Here is a 19042-nt window from a genome sequence, read left to right on the forward strand (position 1 = left end):
GGCCACATGGATTTCGCACTGGTCGATGACTGCGCCTGCGAACCCGTATCGCGCCGCAACACCGCCAAGAAAGTCACCGCCATCGCCGCCGCCATCATGCTGTCCGGCTGCGTGAGTGTTGGCCCCGACTACCATGCGCCCCAGGAAAAGCCGGTGGCCCTGCAAGGCGTCAATGCGCAGGAATCCACCCAGACCTTCCAGGCCCAATGGTGGAAGCAGTTCAACGACCCCACGCTGGAAGCACTGATCCAGCGCGCGGCGGCGAACAGCCCCGACCTGAAGATCGCCTATGCGCGCCTGCGTGAATCGCGCGCCTTGCTCGGCGTGGCGAAGTCGCAGCAGATTCCCGACGTGGAAACCGTCGCCAACTATTCGCGAGCCCGCGAACAGCAGCCGGGTTTCACCGACCAGCGCACCACCATCACCAGCTACCAGGCCGGCTTCGATGCCAGCTGGGAGATCGACTTGTTCGGTGGCGTGCGTCGCTCGGTGGAAGCCGCGCGTGCCGACGCCGGCGCAAGCGAAGCATCGTTGCAGGATGCGCAGGTGACGTTGTTCGCGGAAGTCGCGCGCTACTACTTCGATCTGCGTGGCGTGCAACTGCGCATCGACGTGGCCAATCGCGACATCGAGAACCAGCGCGAATCGCTGCGCCTGATCCATGCCCGTTCCGATATCGGCACGGGTTCGGAGCAGGATGTGGCGAGCGCCACCGCGCGACTGAACTTCGTCGAAGCGCAGCTGCCCACCCTGCAGACCCTGGCCCAGAACGACACCTCGCGTCTTGCCGTGCTGCTGGGCGAGCGTCCGGGCGAGCTGGATATCGATGTCTCGCCGAAGGGCTTCAAGCCGATCGACGTGGCACTGGATATCGGCAACGCGGGTGACGTGCTGCAACGCCGTCCGGACATCCGCATCGCCGAGCGCGAACTGGCCGCCGCCAATGCGCGCATCGGCGTGGCCAAGGCGGATTACTACCCGCATATCCAGCTGGGCGGTTTCCTCGGCTTTCTTGCTGGCCGCAGCAACGACTTCGGCGGGGCGCAATCACGCGCCTGGTCGATCGCGCCGAGCATCACCTGGTCGGGCCTCAATGTGCAGCGCGTGCGTTCCAACGTGAAGGCCAGCGAGGCGCGTTCCGATGCCGCGCTGGCGAGCTATCAGCGCACCGTGCTGCAGGCGGTGGAAGATGTGGACAACGCCATCGTCGGTTACAACCTGCAGCGCGAGCGCGTGCTCAAGCTGCAGGATCAGGTGACCAATAGCCGCCACGCGGCCGACCTCGCGCGCATCCGCTACAACGAAGGTGCTGCCGACTTCCTGCTGTTGCTCGATGCCGAGCGCACTCAGCTGGAAGCGGAGGACTCGCTGGCCGATGCGCAGGCCGCCATCAATCTGCGCGCCGTGTCGGTGTACAAGGCGCTTGGCGGTGGCTGGCAGGCCTGCGCCAGCGAGCGTTGCGACCAGCTGGCCGCGACGCCATGAACGCGGTGGCGTTTCCGGGGAGGCCTTCACGACGTCGCGCGGCGACGGCCGACCCGGAGCCGTCACAGCGCGTGGCGCTGATCAGCGGCGCCAATCGCGGGCTGGGTTTTGAGATCTCGCGCCAGCTCGCCGCCGAAGGCGTCACCGTGTTGCTGGGTGCACGCCGTCCACTGGCTGGCGAAAAGGCAGCACGACAATTGCGGCGCGAAGGCGGCACGGTGGTATCCGTGCCGCTGGATGTCACCTCGCTGGAGTGCGTGCGCGAACTGGCCGCGCGCATCGAGGGCGAATATGGCCGGCTGGATATCCTGATCAACAACGCCGGCGCGTATTTCGATGTGGACAATCAGGCATCGTCGGTCGACCTCAGCCTGGTCCGGCAGGCGTTGGAAACCAACCTGATCGGCGCCTGGCAATTGACCGAGGCCATGCTTCCGCTGATGCAGCGGCATGGCTACGGGCGCATCGTGAACGTCTCCAGCGGCTGCGGCGCCAACGACAGCGACGGCGCGAGTTGTCCCGCCTATCGCGTGTCCAAGGCCGCGCTCAACAGCCACACGCGCATGCTCGCCGCGGAACTCGCCGGCAGCGGCATCCTGGTGAACGCCGTATGCCCCGGCTGGGTCGCCACCGATATGGGCGGCCACGGTGGACGCCCCGTCGCCGATGGCGCCGCGGGGATCGTCTGGGCCGCCATGCTGCCCTCGCGCCCGGCCGTCAACGGCGGCTTCTTTCGCGACAGACAGCGCATCGACTGGTAGCGCATCCCACCGGTAGTCCATGGCGAGAGACCGCTCGTGGCTCCCACCACGCCGGTCGTCACAAATGCGGCGACGCCATGCCGTGATCGCTCTAGTTTGTGCGTGCTGAAGGGCTCCGGTTGGCCCGGGAGTTCGCACCATGTGGCAACAGATGATATGCGTCGTGCTGTTGGCGATCTGGCCGTTGCTGCCATCTTCATCGATCGAGCCATCGGCGGCCGCGCCGACTGTGTTTGTTCCCGGCGGCGACCTGCATGCCTCCGATGACGCCTCACCGGCCTTCACACCGGACGGCAACACGGTCTATTTCATGCGCGGAACCGACCATGGCGCCACGGTGATGGCGTCGCACCGCGTCGACGGACACTGGTCGACGCCAGCGGTCGCTTCCTTTTCCGGCCAATGGCGCGACGGTGACCCGGCGATAGCGCCGGACGGTTCGTTTTTGTTGTTCGCCTCCAACCGGCCCGCCACGAAGGACGGGCAAGCCCTCGACGCCATCCGCAAAGGCCAGCGTCTGGTCGGCCAGGGCATGAACCTGTGGCGCGTCGATCGCAAAGGCGACGGCTGGAGCGAACCCGTGCGCTTGCCCGACGCCGTCAATACCTGCACCAGCACGTTCGCGCCCAGCATCGCGGCGGACAACAGCGTCTATTACATCGGCTGTGCACCCGATGGTGTGCTGCGTCCGCTGCGCGCGGCGTACGAGCACGGTCAGTACCAGGCATCTTATGTGGTGGCGGTGGGCGACAAGGACGCGCAGATCCGCGATGTCGCCATTGCCCCCGATCGTTCGTTCATGGTCTTCAGCATCAAGCACGAACCCTCGCAGCCGTATCGGCTGGCGATTGCCTTTCACACCGACGACAACTGGAGCACGCCGCAGGACCTGGGCGACGCGGTGAACGGCGGCACGCACAATATGGGCTCTCAGCTGGGCTGCGACCATCGCACGCTGTATTTCTCCAGCGATCGCGCCCTGCCCGCCTCGCTTTCAGGGAAAACGTCGAGCGCCAACGCGGACCATATCTGGCGCGTCTCGCTCGCTCCCTGGCTGGCCAGACTGGGCGATCGCCTGGTGGCGGCCGCTGCAGCCTGCATGGCAAGTTGAGCGAGGCCGCACTAACGATGTCTTCAGGCACTGTTGCCGTACATTACGGGCGTCCAGACTGGGGGAGTTCACTGCAGCGGCTCGTGCCTGCGAGGTTCCGGTGTCCGACCTGATGACTGCGCCACGCTGGAAGATCTGGGCGCTCGTGTTCGTCTTCTGGACCCTGCTGGGCCTGTCCTACACGGCCAGCTCGGTGATCTCCATGATCAGCGAGGGCGAGGTGTTCACCTGGACCCGCCCATTCACCTGGAACCTCACCAACGCCTATCTGTGGATGTTGCTCACGCCCGTCGTGGCGTGGCTGGGCAGCATCGGCGGCCACGGTGGCTGGCGTCGCTTCTGGGCAGTGCACCTGCCCGCCAGCATCCTGCTCGCGGCGCTGCAGGTGATGCTGGTGCTGGCCATCTACTGGACGCTGTGCGGGCCGCCCCTCTCGCGACCGAACATCAGCTTCAGTGCGTTCTCGCGCATGCAGTTCGCCTATAACTTCCATCTCAGCTGGCTTACTTACGGCGTGATCCTGGTGGTGTTGCGCGCCATCGATTCACAGCGCCGGCTGCGCGACGAACGCCTGCGCAACTCGCAGCTTGAAACGCAGCTGGTGCAATCGCAGCTGCAGACCTTGCGCGTGCAACTGCAGCCGCACTTCCTGTTCAACACGCTCAACGCCATTTCGGCGCTGGCATTGGCCAACCCGGTGCAGGCGCGGCAGATGATCGCGCGACTGAGTGATTTTCTTCGCCTCACCCTGGAAGAGCGGCACGCGCAACAGGTACCGCTATCGCGTGAAGTGGAATTCCTCACCTGTTATCTCGGCATCCAGCAGGTGCGCTTCCAGGATCGTCTGAGCACCCACATCGATGTTTCCGCCGACACGCTGCGAGCGCTGGTGCCCAACATGATCCTGCAGCCGCTGGTGGAGAATGCGCTGCGCCACGGGCTGCTGGAGAAGACGGAGCGCGGCACGCTGCATATTTCCACGCGACGCGATGGCGACAATCTCCTGCTGCGCGTGGACGACGACGGCATCGGCCTGCCGCCCGACGGTCCCAAGGACGGGCTGGGCCTGGGCAATACGCGCACCCGGTTGGACATGCTGTTCGGCCAGGACGCCACCTTGGAACTGCAACGCAAGCCCGAAGGCGGCACACGGGTGGAACTGCGCTTTCCGTTCCGGGAGGCCGCATGACTACGCCGCCTATCCGCACCTTGATCGTCGACGACGAGGTCCTGGCACGGCTGGCCATCCGGCAGGCGCTGGCATCGCATGCGGATGTGACGATCGTGGGCGAGTGCGGCAACGCGAGCGAAGCGCGACAGGCGATCGAAGCGCTGGAACCGGACCTGATGTTCCTCGACATCCGCATGCCGGGCATGGATGGCTTCCGTCTGTTGCATGGACTCAAGCGCGACGGTCTGCCGATGGTGGTGTTTGCCACCGCGTACGGCCAGCACGCGCTGCGCGCCTTCGACGCCAATGCGATCGACTACGTGCTCAAGCCGATCGACCAGGAGCGTTTTGACCAGGCGATGATTCGCGTGCGGCGCCATTGGCAGGGCTTGCACGCTCTGCCCGTCCCGGTCGCGACTTCAGGTGCAGCGCAGGTGCCCGCATCGCCCTATCTGCAGCGGCTCAGTGTCCAGCATGGCGAGCATATCCGCGTGATTGCCGCCAGCGATATCGACTGGATCCGCGCCGACGGCAACTACGTGCATATCCATGCCGGCAGCGCGACCTATCTCCACCGCGAGTCGCTGCGCCACCTGCTTGCCGTGCTCGATCCGGCCTGCTTCCTGCGCATACACCGCGGCATCGTGGTGAACGTGGAACGCATACGCGAAGTGCATCCCCTGTTCCAGGGCAGCGCGGAAGTGGTGTTGCAGGACGGCACGCGGCTTAGCCTCAGCCGCCGCTTCCGCCTGCACGCACGTCGCGCCCTGGGTATGGCCTGACCGCCGACGCGCCTGCGTCGACCGCTCATCACGCCGCTCTGGCCGCCAGTCACAAACCTGCTGCAGCTCGCACACCTGTGCTCCATGGTGTGGCGGACCCACCGTCCCCTCTGCTGGAGCATCGTGCATGCCGTCGCAACTGTTCATCCCGGCCGGCCTGTTGGCCCTCGCCCTGATAGCCGCCAATGCCGGTGCGGGCGAGTTGGTCGGGCCAGGCGTGATCTCCACCGGCTTGCAGGAGACCTCGGCGGCCGTGAGTCCCGATGGCAAGACGCTGTATTTCATGCGCTCGGATTTTGCCGAGAAGGACGACACCATTCTTGTCACGCATCGGCGCGGCCAGGACTGGACCACACCCGAGGTCGTGTCGTTTTCCGGCCAATGGCACGATTCCGAGCCGGCGCTGTCACCGGATGGCAAGCGCCTTTACTTCGTCTCCAATCGGCCTGTGCATGATGGCGACGTGCCGGTGATGGCCGAAATGGGTGGCCAGACGTTTGCCGGCACCAACCTGTGGTACGTCGAACAACAGTCGGACGGCCGTTGGGGCAAGCCCGTCCATGTCGATGGCGCACTCAATGATGGCGCGATGATTTACAACCCTTCGGTCGCGTCCAATGGCGACATCTATTTTTCGGCTCATCGCGACGATTCGGGCAAGGCGTATCAAGTCTATGTGGCGCGACACACCGCCAACGGCTACGCGAAACCTGAGCGCGTGGCGTTGGGCGACCTGGAACACAATCGCATGGATCCTTGCGTCGATCCGGACCAGCGCTTCCTCATCTACGCTGGCAACGAAGGCGATTCGCTAGGCAGCGCGGACTTGTACATTGCCTTTCGCGAGCCCGATGGCCGCTGGGGCAAGCCGCTGCATCTGGCTGGCGACGTCAACAGCACCGCGCTGGAAAATGCGCCCTCGCTGGGCCGTCAATTCGGCGAGCTGTATGTTTCGAGCAGCCGCCAGAGCACGGTGAATTTTCCCAAGCCCAAGGACGATATCGCGTCGCTGCAGCAACGCCTGGGTGAACCGCTCAATGGTTCGCGCAACGTGTGGCTGTTCGACATCAGCGATGTGCTGAAGGCGCATGGCATCGATCAATGAGTCGTCGTCGATGCGGCTGGGATATCCGAGAACCATGCGCCGACGGCCTTGCGCACCAGCGCCAGCGACGCAGGATCGGCGGCCCATTGATGGGACATGCCGGCCAGCAGGCGACACTGCAGCCGCGATACCTGATCGCCATACAACGGCTTTAGCCCGGCGCACAGCGCCGACACCGCTTTCCCATCGAGCACCGCGTCGTTCGCACCTTGCAGGAACAGCAACGCGGGACGATGTCGTGCGATATCGGCGGTGTGCGCGGCCGCGTCGGTCTGGTGGGCCAGTTCGCGCGACGCGGGTGACCAGGTGTAGGTCTGCCTCGTCGCTTTCTCATAGGCCTGCACCGAATCGGTCAGACCCGTTGACGGGTTGAGCAGCACCGCGCCTTCGATCTTCACCCTGCCCTGCGACAACGCGTAGAGCGCTGCTGCGCCGCCGGCGGAGAAGCCGACCAGGCCAACCGCGCTGCCAGCCTTCATGCAGCCATGCTCGACCAAGGCCGCGACCACGTTCGACAGCTCATCCGCGGCGCCAGCGACCACGGGCTTGAACACTTCCAGGCCAAGATCCTCGCCCTGCCGCCGCGCGAGTTCCTTCATGCCACCAGACGGTGCTCGCGCGCCGAACAGAGGGAGGCCGAGGTAGATCTTCACCGCACCGACCTCGTCGAGCGGCAGCGCCTCCATCATGGCGCTCTCGCTGGCCGGTGGGCCGAAGCCGTGCCACAGGATGATCGGCGCTTTGTCGATATGCGTGGGGATGCGCACGATGGCGGGCACGCCATTGAGCGTCGTTTGCGCAACCGTCGGCGTGGCACGGCCTTGCGCCTCGCAACGATGAAGCCCGTCCGTCGACGTCGTCGCTGCCATCGCGGAACAGCTGCCCGCAAGTAGTAGCGCCATGGCGCCGAGTCGGACCGCGAACGAAACGTGCATGGCGCTTACCCGCGTCGGTGAGTCTACGGCGACGCTACAACGGCTTGCGGTAGACAATAAACCCTGACTTCTCGGCTAGCTGGTCGTAGAGCTGCATCGCGTTGGTATTGGTTTCATGGGTTTGCCAGTACACGCGCGATGCACCGGCCTGGCGTGCGTTGGCATACACCGCTTCGATCAACGCGCGTCCGACACCCATGCCGCGTGCCGCCGGTATGGTGAACAGATCCTGCAGATAGCAGCTGTTCGCGCGGCTGATGGTGCTGCGATGGAACAGGTAGTGCGCCAGTCCCAGCAGCTGGCCATCGCCTTCGGCCACCAGCGCGTGCATCGGTTCGTCTGCCGCGAGAAAGCGCGACCACGTCTCGCGCGTGATCTCTTGCGCCAGCGCGGTGTCGCCGCTGCGGCCGTAGAACGCGTTGTAGCCGTCCCATAATGGCTTCCACGCATCGAAGTCCTGCGCGCCAACCGCGCGGATCGCGAAGCGAGCCGTCAACGCTGCACCATGCGTGCAAACCAGCGCCAGCCGCGCACGCGTTCGGCCACCAGCTTGGCGCTGGTGAGCATCGGCACCGCCAGTAGCGCACCCGGGATGCCCCACAACCAGCCCCAGAAGAGCAGCCACAGCAGGATCGCGATCGGGCTCAGGCGCATGCGATGCCCCTGGATCAGCGGCGTCACCAGGTTGCCTTCGACCGCCGTGATGCCGGCGAACGTGAGAGCCGGCAGCAGGGCCGCACCCGGCTCGTTGAAGTTGAGCAGGCCCACCACCGCAAGCACGGTCGTGGTGCTGATCGCGCCCACGTAGGGAATGAAGTTGGCCAGCATCGCCACCGTGCCCCACAGCAAGGGATCGGGCATGTGATACAGCCACAGCATGCCGGCGGTGACGGCGCCAAGGCCGAAGTTGATCAGCGTCGCCGTGAGGATGTAACGCGACACCTCGTACTGGATGCCGCGCACCACGTGGACGGCGTGTCGCTTGTAGCCGAAGTTGGGCGATGCCTCCACCAGTCGTCGCAGCATCAGGTCGCCGTAGACGAGGAAGAAGAACACCAATAAGACCACGGTGAGCACGCCGGCCAGGACCTTCGGCGTGGTCGCCACGATGTCCCACACGGTGATGGAGAGCGGCGACTGCGCCGAAGCCTGTACCTTCGTGGGCCCCGTGAGGCCTTGGGTGGCGCGGTTGGCCGCCTCAAGCGGCTGGGTGAAGTTGCGCAGCTTCGGGATAAAGCTGCGGATCGCCGTCGGCGCTTCGTGCACCCAGCCCAGGGCGGGCTGGGTGAGCGCACCCACGCCGAATCCGATGGCCGTCATCAGGCCGATCATCAGCACGCTGGCCGCCAGCCAGCGCGGAATCCCGATGCTCGAGCAACGCGCCACGATGGGATTGAGCGCAAGGCCGATGAACGAGGCGAGCACCAGCGGTATCAGCAGCTGCTTGGTGATGGTCACCGTATACATCAGCGCCAACGCCAGGAAGATATTGAGCACGACGCGGATACCGCGCAGGTGCCGGCGTGCACTCTGCGTGCGCTGCACCCGCATCAGGTTCATCCGCGGCTCGCGGCTGGGCACCATCGCGTCGACGGGTACCTCCGGTTGCGCCGCGTCACCTTCAGCGACGGGCGGCAGCGATGACATCGGCGTGTTCATGTGAAGTCGCCGGTGTCCTGCGTGACGTCGCCGGCGTTCTGCGTGAACTCGGCCACCAGTCGCATGGCCTGGCCCACGACTTCGGCTGCGGTGCCGCTCAGCAGCGCGCCCAGGCCCGGCACGCGTAGCGGATGCACATTGAGCTTGCCGAGCACGAAACCCGCGCCCGCGGCCAAGCCTACGGTCGTGAGCGGATGGCGTTGTCCACGCGCCAACAAGGCCTGGGCGGGTACCGCCAGCTCCTCGCGGGCATCCCGTGCACGGTTCTCCGCCGTACGTACCGCATGCAATTGCTTGAAGAGGCTCACGGCACGTCCTCCGGGTTGCTGCCCTGCGGACCGGGACGACGCAGGGTGTCACGCATCATCGCACTCCACTCGTTCCGCGTCGCGGGCAGCGTCATCCAGTGCATGCAGCGGCGGAACAACAGCATCGCGCCGGCGAGAAACAGCAGCTCCACCAGCGATAGCGCGGCCAACGCCCAGGCCCACGAGCCGAGCCACTGCGCCAGCAGCCAGCCGATCAGGCCCAGCAGGGTCAGCCCCATGCCTACGGCCGCCACGGTGGCGACCAGACCGGCGATGAGCAGCCAGTGGACGGCGCTGCGCGCCAGCCCCAATTCGGCGGACAACAGCTTCAGTTGTGCCCCAAAGAGCTTTTGAAAAGCCCGACCGAGACGGCCGATATCGTCCAGCAGGCCCGGTGGCGCAGGAGGTGGCGTCTCGTCAGGCGCGGCGGGCGCGTCTTCGCGTCCGGTCTGGTCCATCCCCTGTCCTCAGTCGTCTATCAGCGACGGAGTATGCGGCCAAGCAGCCAGCCGGCGCCAAGGGCGATGGCTACGGACTGCACGGGCTTCTCGCGCACATAGTCGCGTGCACGGTCCAGCCATTCGTCGGCGCGGTCGACGGCCTCGTCGTACACCTCACGTCCACGCTGGCGATATTCGTCGGCTTTCTCAGAGGCGCGGGTGGCGGTATCGGCGGCCTTGTCGGTGGCGCGATGCAGGCTGTCCTCGACCTTGTCGGCCGCGCGATCCACCGCTTCCTTGGTGCTGCTCACGGCGCTGGTGGTCGCCTGCTTGATGCGCTCGGCGCGTTCCTCGATGCGCTCGGCAGCGGTGTTTTCCTCGTGCGCCTGGACTTGCTTGTTCATGACGTTCTCCGTTGAAGCGGACATGCAATGGTCTTGAATCGGTGCCGCGAAGCGCATCGGGATTCAGCCCGATGCGCCGTTCGCTCAGCTCGCGCGCCTGAAAAAGGCGATCACAGCCAGGATCAGGAAGACGACGAACAGGATCTTCGCGATACTGGCAGCGGTACCGGCAATGCCGGTGAAACCGAACAAGGCAGCAATGATGGCGATGACCAGGAATACCAGGGCGTAGTGCAGCATGGGGCGATCCTCTCAGCGGACATGACATCGTCCTGCCGACCATTCACCCACAGCCCATGCCTTGCGAGCGTGAAAATGATCTCAGCCCACGCCGCCCTTTGGTCGCCGTTCACGCTGGCGACAAGGTCGTCTAAACGGCTGCGGGATTGATCGTATAGCTGCCCATCAGCTCGGCCTCGGCCAGCACATGGCCGTCCATCGCCGCGCGCAATGCGCTGACGGTGAAACCATCGGCCAGCTTGAGGCTTTCCACATCCAGCGCGTACAGGCGGAAATGGTAGTGATGCACGATGGAGTCGTTCCACGGCGGGCACGGGCCGTCGTAGCCGAGATATTCGCCGCGCATGTCGGCATCGCCGGCAAACCAGCCGGTGTAGTCGTTCACGCCCTGCACGCTGCCCGGCGGGCCGTACGGCGCGCGCTTGCCGCGCGGCACGATGCCGTCGCTGCAGGCGCCTTCGGCCAGTTCGCCGCATTCCACCGGAATATTGGCCATCAGCCAGTGCACGAATTCCACGCGCGGCAAATCGGCCGGCACGGTGCGTCCTTCCTGGTTCACGTCGTCCGGCTTGCTGGGCACGTCGAAGTCAAACACCGCCAGCACGAAGGAACGCGTGGCATGCGGTGCATCCTTCCACGCCAGGTGCGGGCTGAGGTTGTCGGACAAGGCGAAGGGTTCGCCGCGTTTGCCGAAAGCCAGTCGGGCCGGCATCGCCTGACCGTGTTCGAAACTGTCGCTACGCAATTGCAAGGTCGTTCTCCGGGATCAAAGCGAGTGGGTGAAGCGTCGCGCAAGCCGCGGCGCGTCAGGGGTTTTGGTACGTCACGCGGTAGAGCGCGCCGGCCAGGTCGTCGCTCACCAGCACGCTGCCGTCGGGGAGCGGCTGCACGTCGACCGGCCGGCCCCAGGTTTGTTCGTTCTGCTCGAATCCGTCCAGCAAAGGCTCATAGGCGGTGACCTTGTCGCCGCTCAGATGAGCGACCATCACGCGATAGCCGGACTTCCTGGTGCGATTCCACGAGCCATGCTCCGCCACGATGATCGCGCCCTTGTAGTTGGCGGGGAACTGCGAACCCTCGTAAAAGCGCATGCCCAGCGCCGCCACGTGCGCACCGAGCTTGTAGATCGGCGCACTGTAATCCTTGCAGTTCTTGCCCTGGCCGAACTCCGCATCGAGTGTGTCGCCCTGGTGGCAATAGGGATAACCGAAGTGCTCGCCCACGTGCGACAGGCGATTCAACTCGTCGCTGGGCATGTCATCGCCCATCAGGTCCCCTCCGTTGTCGGTGAACCACAGCTGCCTGGTCTTGGGCTGCCAGTCGAATCCCACGGTATTGCGGATACCTGAGGCGACATCTTCCAGGCCGCTGCCATCGGCGTTCATGCGCGTGAGCTTGGCGTAGTCCTTGTCCTTGTCGCAGATATTGCACGGCGCACCCACCGGCACGTAGAGCTTGCCGTCGGGACCGAACGCGATGAACTTCCAGCCGTGATGCGTCTCGGTGGGAAACTTGTCGAAGACCACGTCGGGCTTGGGCGGATCGTCGAGATGATTCTCGATGTCGCGCAGCACCAGGATCTTGCTCACCGCCGAGATGTACAGATCGCCATTCCTGAAGGCCACGCCCACCGGCAACTTCAGGCCGCTGGCGATCACGCGCACCTTGTCCGCGTGGCCGTCGTGCCTGCTGTCGGTAAGCGCATAGACCTTGCCCGCGCTATTGGAGCCGACGAACACCGTGCCCTTGGCGCCCAGCGCGATCTCGCGCGCATTGGGCACCTGGTCCGAGTACACGGCGACATGGAACCCCTTGGGCAAGGTGAGCTTTTCCAGTGGGGGCGCCGCCATGGCTGTGCAGGCCACCAGACATCCGAACAAACCCAGCATCAACTTGAGCATGGACGGCACTCCATCGCGGGAGTGTCGAAGCGTAGCGCCATCGCGGCGACGGGGAAACGTTTCACGCCAGGCTGTAGTGGAGGTCGTAGGAATGCACGCCGTTGGCGACGGTGATGGTGAGCGCGCCTTCGATGCCCGCCAGTTCGTCAGTGCCCGAATCGGGCACGATGGTTACCGACAGCTGCGGCGACCCGCGATGCATGCTGCCGCTGTGTTGCAGTGCGAAACGACCATGACGCCCGTGCAGGCTGCCTTCGACCCACTCCATCGCCACGTAGCCTGCCGAACCGTCGATCGGCGTGCCGACGGCGAGCATCGTTCCCTTGCTATGGCCCTGCAGATCGCCCTGGAAGACCTTGTCGATCACCAGACGGCCAACACCGGGATCGTCAATGCCTGCCTGCGGAGGCTGCGGCGTGATCTTCACTTCGAACGTGCCCTTGGCATGCATGGCCGGGTCTCCAGGCAGAACGGTGGTGAGACGGATGATGGAATGCCGTTGTGACAGCCACAAGGCCGCGCAGTGCTATCGCTGCGCCACCACGGCATTGAAACGTGCGGCGATGTACTCGTCAGTGAAGCTGGTCATGTCCCAGCCGCGGATATAGCCGCAATGGCCGCCGTAGTCGGAGATATCCAGCTCCACATTCGCCGGCAGATCGAGTCGTTCGAATGCCGCCACGGGGATGACCGGATCGTCGCGCGCGGTAAGAATGGTGCACGGCACGTGCATGCCTTCCAGCGCGCGACCGGCCACGGAATAGCCGTCCAGATAGGCTTCGAGCGAACCGAAATCGGTGTGCCGCGAGACCAGCGACGCGGTCAGTCCGCGCAGACTCTGCTTGAGCTCGGCCAGTTCGAAATACTGCACGTGCGGGAAGGCCGCCTGCTTGGCCTGCAGCGAACGCCGCCACTTGTGCATGAAGTACGCCTGGTAGAACCACGGCGCCTGCCCTTCCAGCGAGAACAGGCCTTCACCCGGATCGATGATCGGGCACACCGCCAGCGCATAGCTCAATGGCAGGCCTGCCGCCGGCGCGTGCATGGCCGCGCGCAAGGCGAAGTTGCCGCCGAGCGAAAAACCCGCCAGCGCAAGCGGTCGCGACGGGAAGCGTTGCGCAATGTCGTTCAGCGCATGCAGCACTTCGTCGATGCGGCAGGAATGGAACAAGGCCTCGTTGAGGTGATGGCTGTCGCCGTGATCGCGGAAATTCAGGCGGAACACGTCCCAGCCATCGGCCAGCAGCCGGCTTCCCGTCTGCAGCACATACGTGGAATCAACGCTGCCTTCCCAACCATGGAACAAGACGGCCAGACCGCGCGATTCCGATTGCGTCCTCTGCCTGGTGTAGGCACCGGTGAGGCGCACGCCATCACCGCCATTCACCACCACCTGCTGGGAATCCTGCAGCACCGTTTGCGCCGCCTTGGGCAGCATCAGGCGCCGCACGCCGCTGGAGGACAGCATGGTCTGGATGTGGCCACTGCGTAGCGGCCACGGTGGCTGAAAATCCTTACCCCGGGGCAGCGTCATGCGTGTTTTTCGTGTTCCGGCTTGTCTTCCAGCGCCATCGCAATGCGCTCGCGCGAGGTTTCCGCCATGCGACGGCGCGCGTCCGGCGCAGCCGGCACGGGTTCAAGGAAATGCACTTCGGCGTCGAGCGGGGCTTCGCCCAGCAGCCGCAGGAAGTTCTGCATGAAGTTCTCGTGCTCGCGGAAACCGGCATCCAGGACGCGACGGCCGTCGCGCGCAAAGCGCAGCGCCACCGGCTGCACCGGCACCTCGGCATCGAGCGCCGCCTGGAAGATGCGCGCATGGAAGACGCGCAACACGCCGTTGTGTCCGGTACCGCCCTCCGGGAAGACCGCCACGGAACGCCCCCCGCGCAGCCGATCCACCATCACCTGCATCACCGCTGCCAGCGAGTGATTGCTGCCGCGGCGATGGAAAATGGTGCCGCCCGCCGACGCCAGCCAGCCCACCAGCGGCCAGCTGGCAATTTCCGCCTTGGCCACGAAGCACGCCGCGCGCTGGCTGTGCAGCAGCTCGATATCGATCCAGGAGGTGTGGTTGGCGACGAACAGCACAGGATCGGCCAGCGGCTGGCCAACGCGCACAGAGCGCAGACCGAAGATGCGGAGCAGGGCTGTCGACCACCAGCGGATGGTGCGATGCGCAAACGGCTCGCGGCCATCTTTCATCACCGCGTCACGGCGCCAGGTAAGCACCAGGGCACACAGCAGCACGCCCAATACGATGTGCAGCAGCAGCAGCGGCACGCGCCAGAAGTAGCGCAGGGGCCGAATGACGTCTCGGCGGGCTGGGGCGGAGAGGGATTGGCTATTCATCAGTCCGGTTAGTTTAGCGTTAGTCGACCCCTGCGTCCCCGCGTCGCAGCATCAATGTTCCAGCTGCGACAGGGGCAAGGCCGAGGACCGTTTCACGGTCCGCAGCACGAAGCTGGAATTGACATCGGCCACCCCCGACGCGTTCAGCAGGCGATCCAGCAGGAAGCGCGAAAAATCCTGCAGGTCAGCCACATAGACATGCAACAGGTAGTCCATGTCGCCGGTCAGCGCATAACAGGACACCACCTCCGGCCAACCGTTCACCAGCTCCACGAAGCGCTCGACCACGGCGCTCTCATGCTTGCCCAGCTGCACGCGGACAAAAGCCTGCAGGCCCAGCCCTACGGCCTGGGGATCCACCTGGGCGGTATAGCCGGTCAATACGCCGTCGGCCTCCAGGCGCTGGAGGCGGCGCAGACAGGCCGAAGGCGACAGGCTGACCTTCTCGGCCAGGTCGGCATTGGTGATGCGGCCGTCGGACTGCAGGACGGCCAGAATCCGCAGATCGGTGCGGTCCAAGGTAGCCATGGCAATAAATCTCCATAGATACGGATGAGGGAACACGATTATTGCTTAGCTGAACTGAATCAATGCAATAAAACAATCATCGTGCGCGGCAATCGCCCTATGCTGGCTTATCCAAGCAGGTCGGCCTTGTTTCCAGGAGCACGCCATGAACACCCCTCCCCGCCGCGTCGAACATCAGCAGACCGATCGCGGCTATGTCCCGGTGTATGCCACCGGCGTGGTGGAGCAGCCTTGGGCGGATTACTCCGCTACCGACCATGAAGTGTGGGACACGCTCTACCAGCGCCAGAGCGACCTCCTGCCTGGCCGCGCCTGTCAGGAATTCCTTGATGGCGTGGCACGTTTCGGCATGGGCGCCGGCGGCATCCCCAAGTTCTCCGAGCTCAACAAGGTGCTGGGCGCTGCGACCGGCTGGGAAGTGGTCGCGGTGGAAGGCCTGCTGCCGGACGAGGTGTTCTTCGACCATCTCGCGCATCGCCGCTTTCCGGTGAGCTGGTGGATCCGCAAGCCGGACCAGCTCGATTACCTCAGCGAACCGGACCTGTTCCACGACCTGTTCGGCCACGTGCCGTTGTTGCTCAACCCGGTGTTCGCCGACTACATGCAGGCCTACGGCCGCGGCGGTATGAAGGCCTTCGCGATCGGCCCCGAAGCGCTGATGAACCTCACGCGCCTGTACTGGTACACGGTGGAGTTCGGCCTGATCAACACCAAGGACGGTATGCGCATCTACGGCGCCGGCATCGTGAGCTCCAAGGGCGAGTCGATCTACTCGCTGGATTCGGCCTCGCCCAACCGCATCGGCTTCGGCCTGGAGCGCGTGATGAGCACGCGTTACCGCATCGACACGTTCCAGCAGACGTATTTCGTCATCGACAGCTTTGAACAGCTGTTCGAGGCGACGCGTCCGGACTTCACGCCGATCTACGCCAGCCTGCGCGAGCAGCCGGCGTATGCGGCAGGCGACGTGCTGGAGAGCGACCGCGTGTTCACGCGCGGCAACCGCGAAGGCTGGGCGACGAACGCCGACACCTGATCGTCAGCTCTACCGCAAAGACACAGAAGGCCCGCCTCGCGCGGGCCTTTTCGTGCGTGCGCGCCTGCGTCCGAATGCCCTACGAGCACATGACCTGGATCAACAGCGAGCAACGACTTCCTAACGACCATGACGTTGTCCCCCAACGAAAACATGATGGAACAACGCCATGAAAGTCCTGCTTCCCCTCGTCATTGCCGCGGCTCTTGGCACGCTCGCCGCTCCCACGGCCCACGCTGAAGGCACCGATTCGTGGGTGCTGCGCGTCGGCGGCGCCGTGGTCGCCCCCAAGGACAACAACGGCACCCTGGCCGGCGCACGTGCGAACGTGAGCAGCAGCACGCGACCGACCATCGACCTCGAATACATGTTCACCCCGAACTGGGGCGTGGACGCGCTGGGTGCGTGGCCGTTCCTGCATGACGTCAAGCTCGCCGGCCTGGGCACAGTGGCGCGCACCAAGCAATTGCCGCCGACCTTCGGCGTCAACTATCACTTCATGCCTGATGCGGCCTGGTCGCCGTTCCTGGGCGTGGGCGTCAACTACACCAACTTCTTCGGCACGCATGGCACCGGCGCGCTCTACGGCAACAGCGTGAGCATCGCCAACAGCTGGGGTGGCGCCGTGCGCGCGGGTTTCGACCTGAGGATTTCCGAGAAGTGGCTGGCCACGGTGGACGTGCGCTGGGCCAATATCGAGAGCGACGTGAAGGTCAACAACACCAAGGTAGGCACCGCCAAGATCGATCCGGTGGTGTTCGGCGCCAGCGTCGGCTACCGCTTCTAAGGGGAGACCAGTCGGCACGGAAGCTGCGCGGGGCCCTTCGCAAGAAGGGCCCCGTTTTTTTCGCAGGCGCTCAGCCGCGCTTCCACTCATCCACGGTGAGCACCTGGCCGATGCGCTTGCCGTCCCAGCGGTACATCAGGTGCTGCGCCTGCACGCAGGGCGCCACGCGGTCGGGATAGAACACGGCGACGCATTCGCCCCCGGCATGCCGCACGCTGTCGTAGACCAGCCCGTCGGAACCTTGCTCACGCAGCTTGCGCGCCAGCGCAACGCCTGCCGCGTAGTTGTCCGGATCGTGCTCGGGTTTCCAACCGCCACGCAGGTCGTGCAACTTGGCCTGGATGCTGGTGCTGTAACAGCGCATCTCGATATCGCACGGCGGCTCGGCCGTTGCCGCCAGAAACAGCTCGCGGTGATAGACCGTCTCTTCGACCGCCGTGGCCACACTATGCGCGGCGTAGAACACGCCCCAGCTGCCATCCGAAAAACGGCTGCCTTCGGGATTGAGATGGGTGAACGCGGCCATCACCGGCGTGCTGCCGGGGCCACTGATGCGCCGATCCGGCGGGACCAGATGCAGGTCGCCGATATCGTTGCGCAGACGCGGATTGGTCATCGCCTCGATGGCGTACAGCGCTTCAAGGTCGCCCGGATCAGCGATACGGTCGAACACGCCGATGGGCGGAAAACGGCTGGGCACGATGCGGTAAGCGTGACCCCAGCGGACGCGTTTGAGCGGTGGAATGTCGGCCATGACGTGAAGCTCTCGCGCGGTCTGCCAGAGGGGAGAAGTATGGCCTGAGGGCGTATCGGGGGTTGCGACGTGGAGCGCAGGGTTTTGTCTGGGGTGGATGTCTGAGGAAAGCCGCAAGTCTGCGGTCGCGCACAAGTGCGCTCCTACAAAAGGCGTCGGGGTCAGCCGCGTTGGGCGTCGAGGTACTGGCGCACCACATAAAGGTCGGCGACGTTGCCCGAGAGCATGCGTTCCAGTGCCGATTGGCCGCCGAACAAGCTGGAGCGGTTGGCGCGATGGACCCAGCCGTCCGCCTGGTCCGCATCGGGAAACAGGATCTGCAGGTCCTTGAAGATGCCCAGCAGGTAGCTGATGCGCTCGAGCGTGTCGCGCCCCAGGGTGCCGCTCTGCAGCCGCTTCCACTTGTAGAAAGTGGATTCCGGCGGATCGCCCAACAGGCGGCGCTGGTCGGCAATGCGCAGGTTCCAGCGCTCGGCGATATTGAAGAAAGCGCGCAAGGCGGGGCCGCCGAGATCGGCGATGGGATGGGTTTCAGGCTGGAGATGAGCCGCCATGGTTCAACTCTCCCAGTGAAGTTAGGAGCCAATTTACTCCACTGATGCATTTTTCGCCAGTGGTCCGGTCATCCGCCGTTCGGCCAGTACAGCGCGCGCACGGGTCGCCGCATACTCGGCCCGCCCGGTGACGCCCACGTGGCATCGATCAGAGGGAAACCCATGCGTATTCAAGTCATTGCCGCCGCCACGCTGCTGTCGTTCCATGCCCTCGCCGTCCACGCCGAGGTGAAGGAAGCCGCGCCCGATCACCTGCTGATCCAGGACGCCCGCACCGTCCACGCACCGCCCGAGAAGCTCTATGCGGCGCTGATCGACGTAGCCAAGTGGTGGAACAGCGAACACACCTACTCTGGCGACGCCTCGCACGTGAGCCTCAAGGCCGAGGCCGGCGGCTGCTTCTGCGAACGCTGGAATGACCAGAGCGTGCAGCACGGCCGGGTGATCTGGGCCGCGCCGGGCCATCTGCTGCGCATGGATGCCGCGCTGGGTCCGTTTCAAGCCATGGCCGTGCAAGGCGTGCTGACCTTCACGCTCAAGCCCGCGCCGGAAGGCACCGCGTTGGCGCTGGAATACCGCGTCAACGGTTCCAGCGCCAGCGGGCTCGACAGGATTGCGCCGGTCGCCAACGGCATGCTGATGGAACAGCTGCAGCGACTGCAGCGTTATGCGGAAACCGGCAAGAGCACACCGGCCAAACCCTGAGTTTTCGCGAATGCCACGCCCCCAGCC

The 19042-nt window shown here is 65.0% G+C and carries 24 protein-coding genes; 9 read left to right on the plus strand and 15 right to left on the minus strand.

What is annotated here, in order from left to right; all coding sequences use genetic code 11:
- Positions 1–6: 6 nt before the first annotated feature.
- The 6 genes from AB4Y82_RS05025 to AB4Y82_RS05050 all read left to right on the plus strand — a co-directional run bounded on the left by AB4Y82_RS05025 (position 7) and on the right by AB4Y82_RS05050 (position 6415).
- The gene (locus AB4Y82_RS05025) at positions 7–1485 is read left to right on the plus strand and encodes an efflux transporter outer membrane subunit (protein ID WP_441601766.1); all 1479 of its coding nucleotides are present in this window, start codon (positions 7–9) and stop codon (positions 1483–1485) included.
- A gap of 71 nt (positions 1486–1556) precedes the next feature.
- On the plus strand, positions 1557–2246 hold the full coding sequence (locus AB4Y82_RS05030) for an SDR family oxidoreductase (protein ID WP_441601767.1): 690 nt from the start codon (positions 1557–1559) through the stop codon (positions 2244–2246).
- 139 nt (positions 2247–2385) lie between these two features.
- A complete protein-coding gene (locus AB4Y82_RS05035) occupies positions 2386–3357 on the plus strand; it encodes a TolB family protein (RefSeq protein WP_441601768.1) in 972 nt (323 codons plus the stop codon).
- Between the two features lie 112 nt (positions 3358–3469).
- Complete coding sequence (locus AB4Y82_RS05040; protein ID WP_441601769.1) at positions 3470–4546, plus strand: sensor histidine kinase; 1077 nt, start codon at positions 3470–3472, stop codon at positions 4544–4546.
- A complete protein-coding gene (locus tag AB4Y82_RS05045) occupies positions 4543–5310 on the plus strand; it encodes a LytR/AlgR family response regulator transcription factor (RefSeq protein ID WP_441601770.1) in 768 nt (255 codons plus the stop codon). Before AB4Y82_RS05040 ends, AB4Y82_RS05045 begins: the two co-directional genes overlap by 4 nt.
- 127 nt (positions 5311–5437) lie before the next feature.
- Positions 5438–6415 (plus strand): hypothetical protein, encoded by a 978-nt coding sequence (locus AB4Y82_RS05050; protein WP_441601771.1) that lies wholly within the window; start codon positions 5438–5440, stop codon positions 6413–6415.
- Here the strand turns inward: AB4Y82_RS05050 and AB4Y82_RS05055 are convergent.
- From AB4Y82_RS05055 to AB4Y82_RS05115, 13 genes are all read right to left on the minus strand, one after another.
- A complete protein-coding gene (locus tag AB4Y82_RS05055; RefSeq protein ID WP_441611144.1) occupies positions 6409–7350 on the minus strand; it encodes a prolyl oligopeptidase family serine peptidase in 942 nt (313 codons plus the stop codon). The genes AB4Y82_RS05050 and AB4Y82_RS05055 overlap by 7 nt on opposite strands.
- A gap of 34 nt (positions 7351–7384) precedes the next feature.
- The gene (locus AB4Y82_RS05060; RefSeq protein WP_441601773.1) at positions 7385–7846 is read right to left on the minus strand and encodes a GNAT family N-acetyltransferase; all 462 of its coding nucleotides are present in this window, start codon (positions 7844–7846) and stop codon (positions 7385–7387) included.
- Positions 7843–8910: an AI-2E family transporter gene (locus AB4Y82_RS05065; RefSeq protein WP_441602133.1), complete on the minus strand. Its 1068-nt coding sequence runs from the start codon at positions 8908–8910 to the stop codon at positions 7843–7845. The genes AB4Y82_RS05060 and AB4Y82_RS05065 overlap by 4 nt, the downstream gene beginning before the upstream one ends.
- Before the next feature lie 95 nt (positions 8911–9005).
- The gene (locus tag AB4Y82_RS05070; protein WP_441601774.1) at positions 9006–9317 is read right to left on the minus strand and encodes a hypothetical protein; all 312 of its coding nucleotides are present in this window, start codon (positions 9315–9317) and stop codon (positions 9006–9008) included.
- On the minus strand, positions 9314–9775 hold the full coding sequence (locus tag AB4Y82_RS05075) for an ABC transporter ATP-binding protein (RefSeq protein ID WP_441601775.1): 462 nt from the start codon (positions 9773–9775) through the stop codon (positions 9314–9316). The genes AB4Y82_RS05070 and AB4Y82_RS05075 overlap by 4 nt, the downstream gene beginning before the upstream one ends.
- A 20-nt stretch (positions 9776–9795) precedes the next feature.
- Positions 9796–10161, minus strand: a complete 366-nt coding sequence (locus AB4Y82_RS05080) for a DUF883 family protein (protein WP_441601776.1) — start codon at positions 10159–10161, stop codon at positions 9796–9798.
- Positions 10162–10245: 84 nt separating this feature from the next.
- The gene (locus AB4Y82_RS05085; protein WP_441601777.1) at positions 10246–10401 is read right to left on the minus strand and encodes a DUF1328 domain-containing protein; all 156 of its coding nucleotides are present in this window, start codon (positions 10399–10401) and stop codon (positions 10246–10248) included.
- A 130-nt stretch (positions 10402–10531) separates the two neighbouring features.
- Positions 10532–11152: a YbhB/YbcL family Raf kinase inhibitor-like protein gene (locus tag AB4Y82_RS05090; protein ID WP_441601778.1), complete on the minus strand. Its 621-nt coding sequence runs from the start codon at positions 11150–11152 to the stop codon at positions 10532–10534.
- A gap of 55 nt (positions 11153–11207) precedes the next feature.
- Complete coding sequence (locus AB4Y82_RS05095; RefSeq protein WP_441611145.1) at positions 11208–12302, minus strand: PQQ-dependent sugar dehydrogenase; 1095 nt, start codon at positions 12300–12302, stop codon at positions 11208–11210.
- A gap of 61 nt (positions 12303–12363) precedes the next feature.
- The gene (locus AB4Y82_RS05100) at positions 12364–12753 is read right to left on the minus strand and encodes a DUF3224 domain-containing protein (RefSeq protein WP_441601780.1); all 390 of its coding nucleotides are present in this window, start codon (positions 12751–12753) and stop codon (positions 12364–12366) included.
- Between the two features lie 75 nt (positions 12754–12828).
- Positions 12829–13836, minus strand: coding sequence for a YheT family hydrolase (locus AB4Y82_RS05105; protein ID WP_441601781.1), 1008 nt, complete (start codon positions 13834–13836; stop codon positions 12829–12831).
- Complete coding sequence (locus AB4Y82_RS05110) at positions 13833–14651, minus strand: lysophospholipid acyltransferase family protein (protein ID WP_441601782.1); 819 nt, start codon at positions 14649–14651, stop codon at positions 13833–13835. Before AB4Y82_RS05110 ends, AB4Y82_RS05105 begins: the two co-directional genes overlap by 4 nt.
- Positions 14652–14702: 51 nt before the next feature.
- Positions 14703–15179: an Lrp/AsnC family transcriptional regulator gene (locus tag AB4Y82_RS05115; RefSeq protein ID WP_441601783.1), complete on the minus strand. Its 477-nt coding sequence runs from the start codon at positions 15177–15179 to the stop codon at positions 14703–14705.
- A gap of 145 nt (positions 15180–15324) precedes the next feature.
- On the opposite strand from AB4Y82_RS05115, the gene phhA reads away from it, so the two are divergent.
- Positions 15325–16215 (plus strand): phenylalanine 4-monooxygenase, encoded by an 891-nt coding sequence (phhA, locus tag AB4Y82_RS05120; protein WP_441601784.1) that lies wholly within the window; start codon positions 15325–15327, stop codon positions 16213–16215.
- Positions 16216–16384: 169 nt separating this feature from the next.
- Positions 16385–17002, plus strand: coding sequence for an OmpW/AlkL family protein (locus tag AB4Y82_RS05125; RefSeq protein ID WP_441601785.1), 618 nt, complete (start codon positions 16385–16387; stop codon positions 17000–17002).
- 70 nt (positions 17003–17072) lie between these two features.
- On the opposite strand, the gene AB4Y82_RS05130 is transcribed toward AB4Y82_RS05125, so the two are convergent.
- Entirely contained in the window at positions 17073–17756 is a 684-nt protein-coding gene (locus tag AB4Y82_RS05130; protein ID WP_441601786.1) for an RES family NAD+ phosphorylase, read from the minus strand.
- 161 nt (positions 17757–17917) lie between these two features.
- Positions 17918–18310, minus strand: coding sequence for an MbcA/ParS/Xre antitoxin family protein (locus tag AB4Y82_RS05135; protein WP_441601787.1), 393 nt, complete (start codon positions 18308–18310; stop codon positions 17918–17920).
- A gap of 162 nt (positions 18311–18472) precedes the next feature.
- Between AB4Y82_RS05135 and AB4Y82_RS05140 the strand changes: the two genes are divergently transcribed.
- Positions 18473–19015, plus strand: coding sequence for an SRPBCC family protein (locus AB4Y82_RS05140; protein ID WP_441601788.1), 543 nt, complete (start codon positions 18473–18475; stop codon positions 19013–19015).
- The last annotated feature ends 27 nt before the right edge of the window (positions 19016–19042 follow it).

It is taken from the genome of Dyella sp. 2YAF14 (genome assembly GCF_052114725.1).
Taxonomy (GTDB): Bacteria; Pseudomonadota; Gammaproteobacteria; order Xanthomonadales; family Rhodanobacteraceae; genus Dyella.

Bases quoted from the DNA above. Each gene is read 5' to 3' on its own strand.
- AB4Y82_RS05025 (WP_441601766.1), top strand. From the start codon at position 7: ATGGATTTCGCACTGGTCGATGACTGCGCCTGCGAACCCGTATCGCGC.
- AB4Y82_RS05035 (WP_441601768.1), top strand. From the start codon at position 2,386: ATGTGGCAACAGATGATATGCGTCGTGCTGTTGGCGATCTGGCCGTTG.
- AB4Y82_RS05040 (WP_441601769.1), top strand. From the start codon at position 3,470: ATGACTGCGCCACGCTGGAAGATCTGGGCGCTCGTGTTCGTCTTCTGG.
- AB4Y82_RS05045 (WP_441601770.1), top strand. From the start codon at position 4,543: ATGACTACGCCGCCTATCCGCACCTTGATCGTCGACGACGAGGTCCTG.
- AB4Y82_RS05050 (WP_441601771.1), top strand. From the start codon at position 5,438: ATGCCGTCGCAACTGTTCATCCCGGCCGGCCTGTTGGCCCTCGCCCTG.
- AB4Y82_RS05055 (WP_441611144.1), bottom strand. From the start codon at position 7,350: ATGCACGTTTCGTTCGCGGTCCGACTCGGCGCCATGGCGCTACTACTT.
- AB4Y82_RS05065 (WP_441602133.1), bottom strand. From the start codon at position 8,910: ATGAACCTGATGCGGGTGCAGCGCACGCAGAGTGCACGCCGGCACCTG.
- AB4Y82_RS05075 (WP_441601775.1), bottom strand. From the start codon at position 9,775: ATGGACCAGACCGGACGCGAAGACGCGCCCGCCGCGCCTGACGAGACG.
- AB4Y82_RS05080 (WP_441601776.1), bottom strand. From the start codon at position 10,161: ATGAACAAGCAAGTCCAGGCGCACGAGGAAAACACCGCTGCCGAGCGC.
- AB4Y82_RS05085 (WP_441601777.1), bottom strand. From the start codon at position 10,401: ATGCTGCACTACGCCCTGGTATTCCTGGTCATCGCCATCATTGCTGCC.
- AB4Y82_RS05095 (WP_441611145.1), bottom strand. From the start codon at position 12,302: ATGCTCAAGTTGATGCTGGGTTTGTTCGGATGTCTGGTGGCCTGCACA.
- AB4Y82_RS05100 (WP_441601780.1), bottom strand. From the start codon at position 12,753: ATGCATGCCAAGGGCACGTTCGAAGTGAAGATCACGCCGCAGCCTCCG.
- AB4Y82_RS05105 (WP_441601781.1), bottom strand. From the start codon at position 13,836: ATGACGCTGCCCCGGGGTAAGGATTTTCAGCCACCGTGGCCGCTACGC.
- AB4Y82_RS05110 (WP_441601782.1), bottom strand. From the start codon at position 14,651: ATGAATAGCCAATCCCTCTCCGCCCCAGCCCGCCGAGACGTCATTCGG.
- AB4Y82_RS05115 (WP_441601783.1), bottom strand. From the start codon at position 15,179: ATGGCTACCTTGGACCGCACCGATCTGCGGATTCTGGCCGTCCTGCAG.
- phhA (WP_441601784.1), top strand. From the start codon at position 15,325: ATGAACACCCCTCCCCGCCGCGTCGAACATCAGCAGACCGATCGCGGC.
- AB4Y82_RS05125 (WP_441601785.1), top strand. From the start codon at position 16,385: ATGAAAGTCCTGCTTCCCCTCGTCATTGCCGCGGCTCTTGGCACGCTC.
- AB4Y82_RS05130 (WP_441601786.1), bottom strand. From the start codon at position 17,756: ATGGCCGACATTCCACCGCTCAAACGCGTCCGCTGGGGTCACGCTTAC.
- AB4Y82_RS05135 (WP_441601787.1), bottom strand. From the start codon at position 18,310: ATGGCGGCTCATCTCCAGCCTGAAACCCATCCCATCGCCGATCTCGGC.
- AB4Y82_RS05140 (WP_441601788.1), top strand. From the start codon at position 18,473: ATGCGTATTCAAGTCATTGCCGCCGCCACGCTGCTGTCGTTCCATGCC.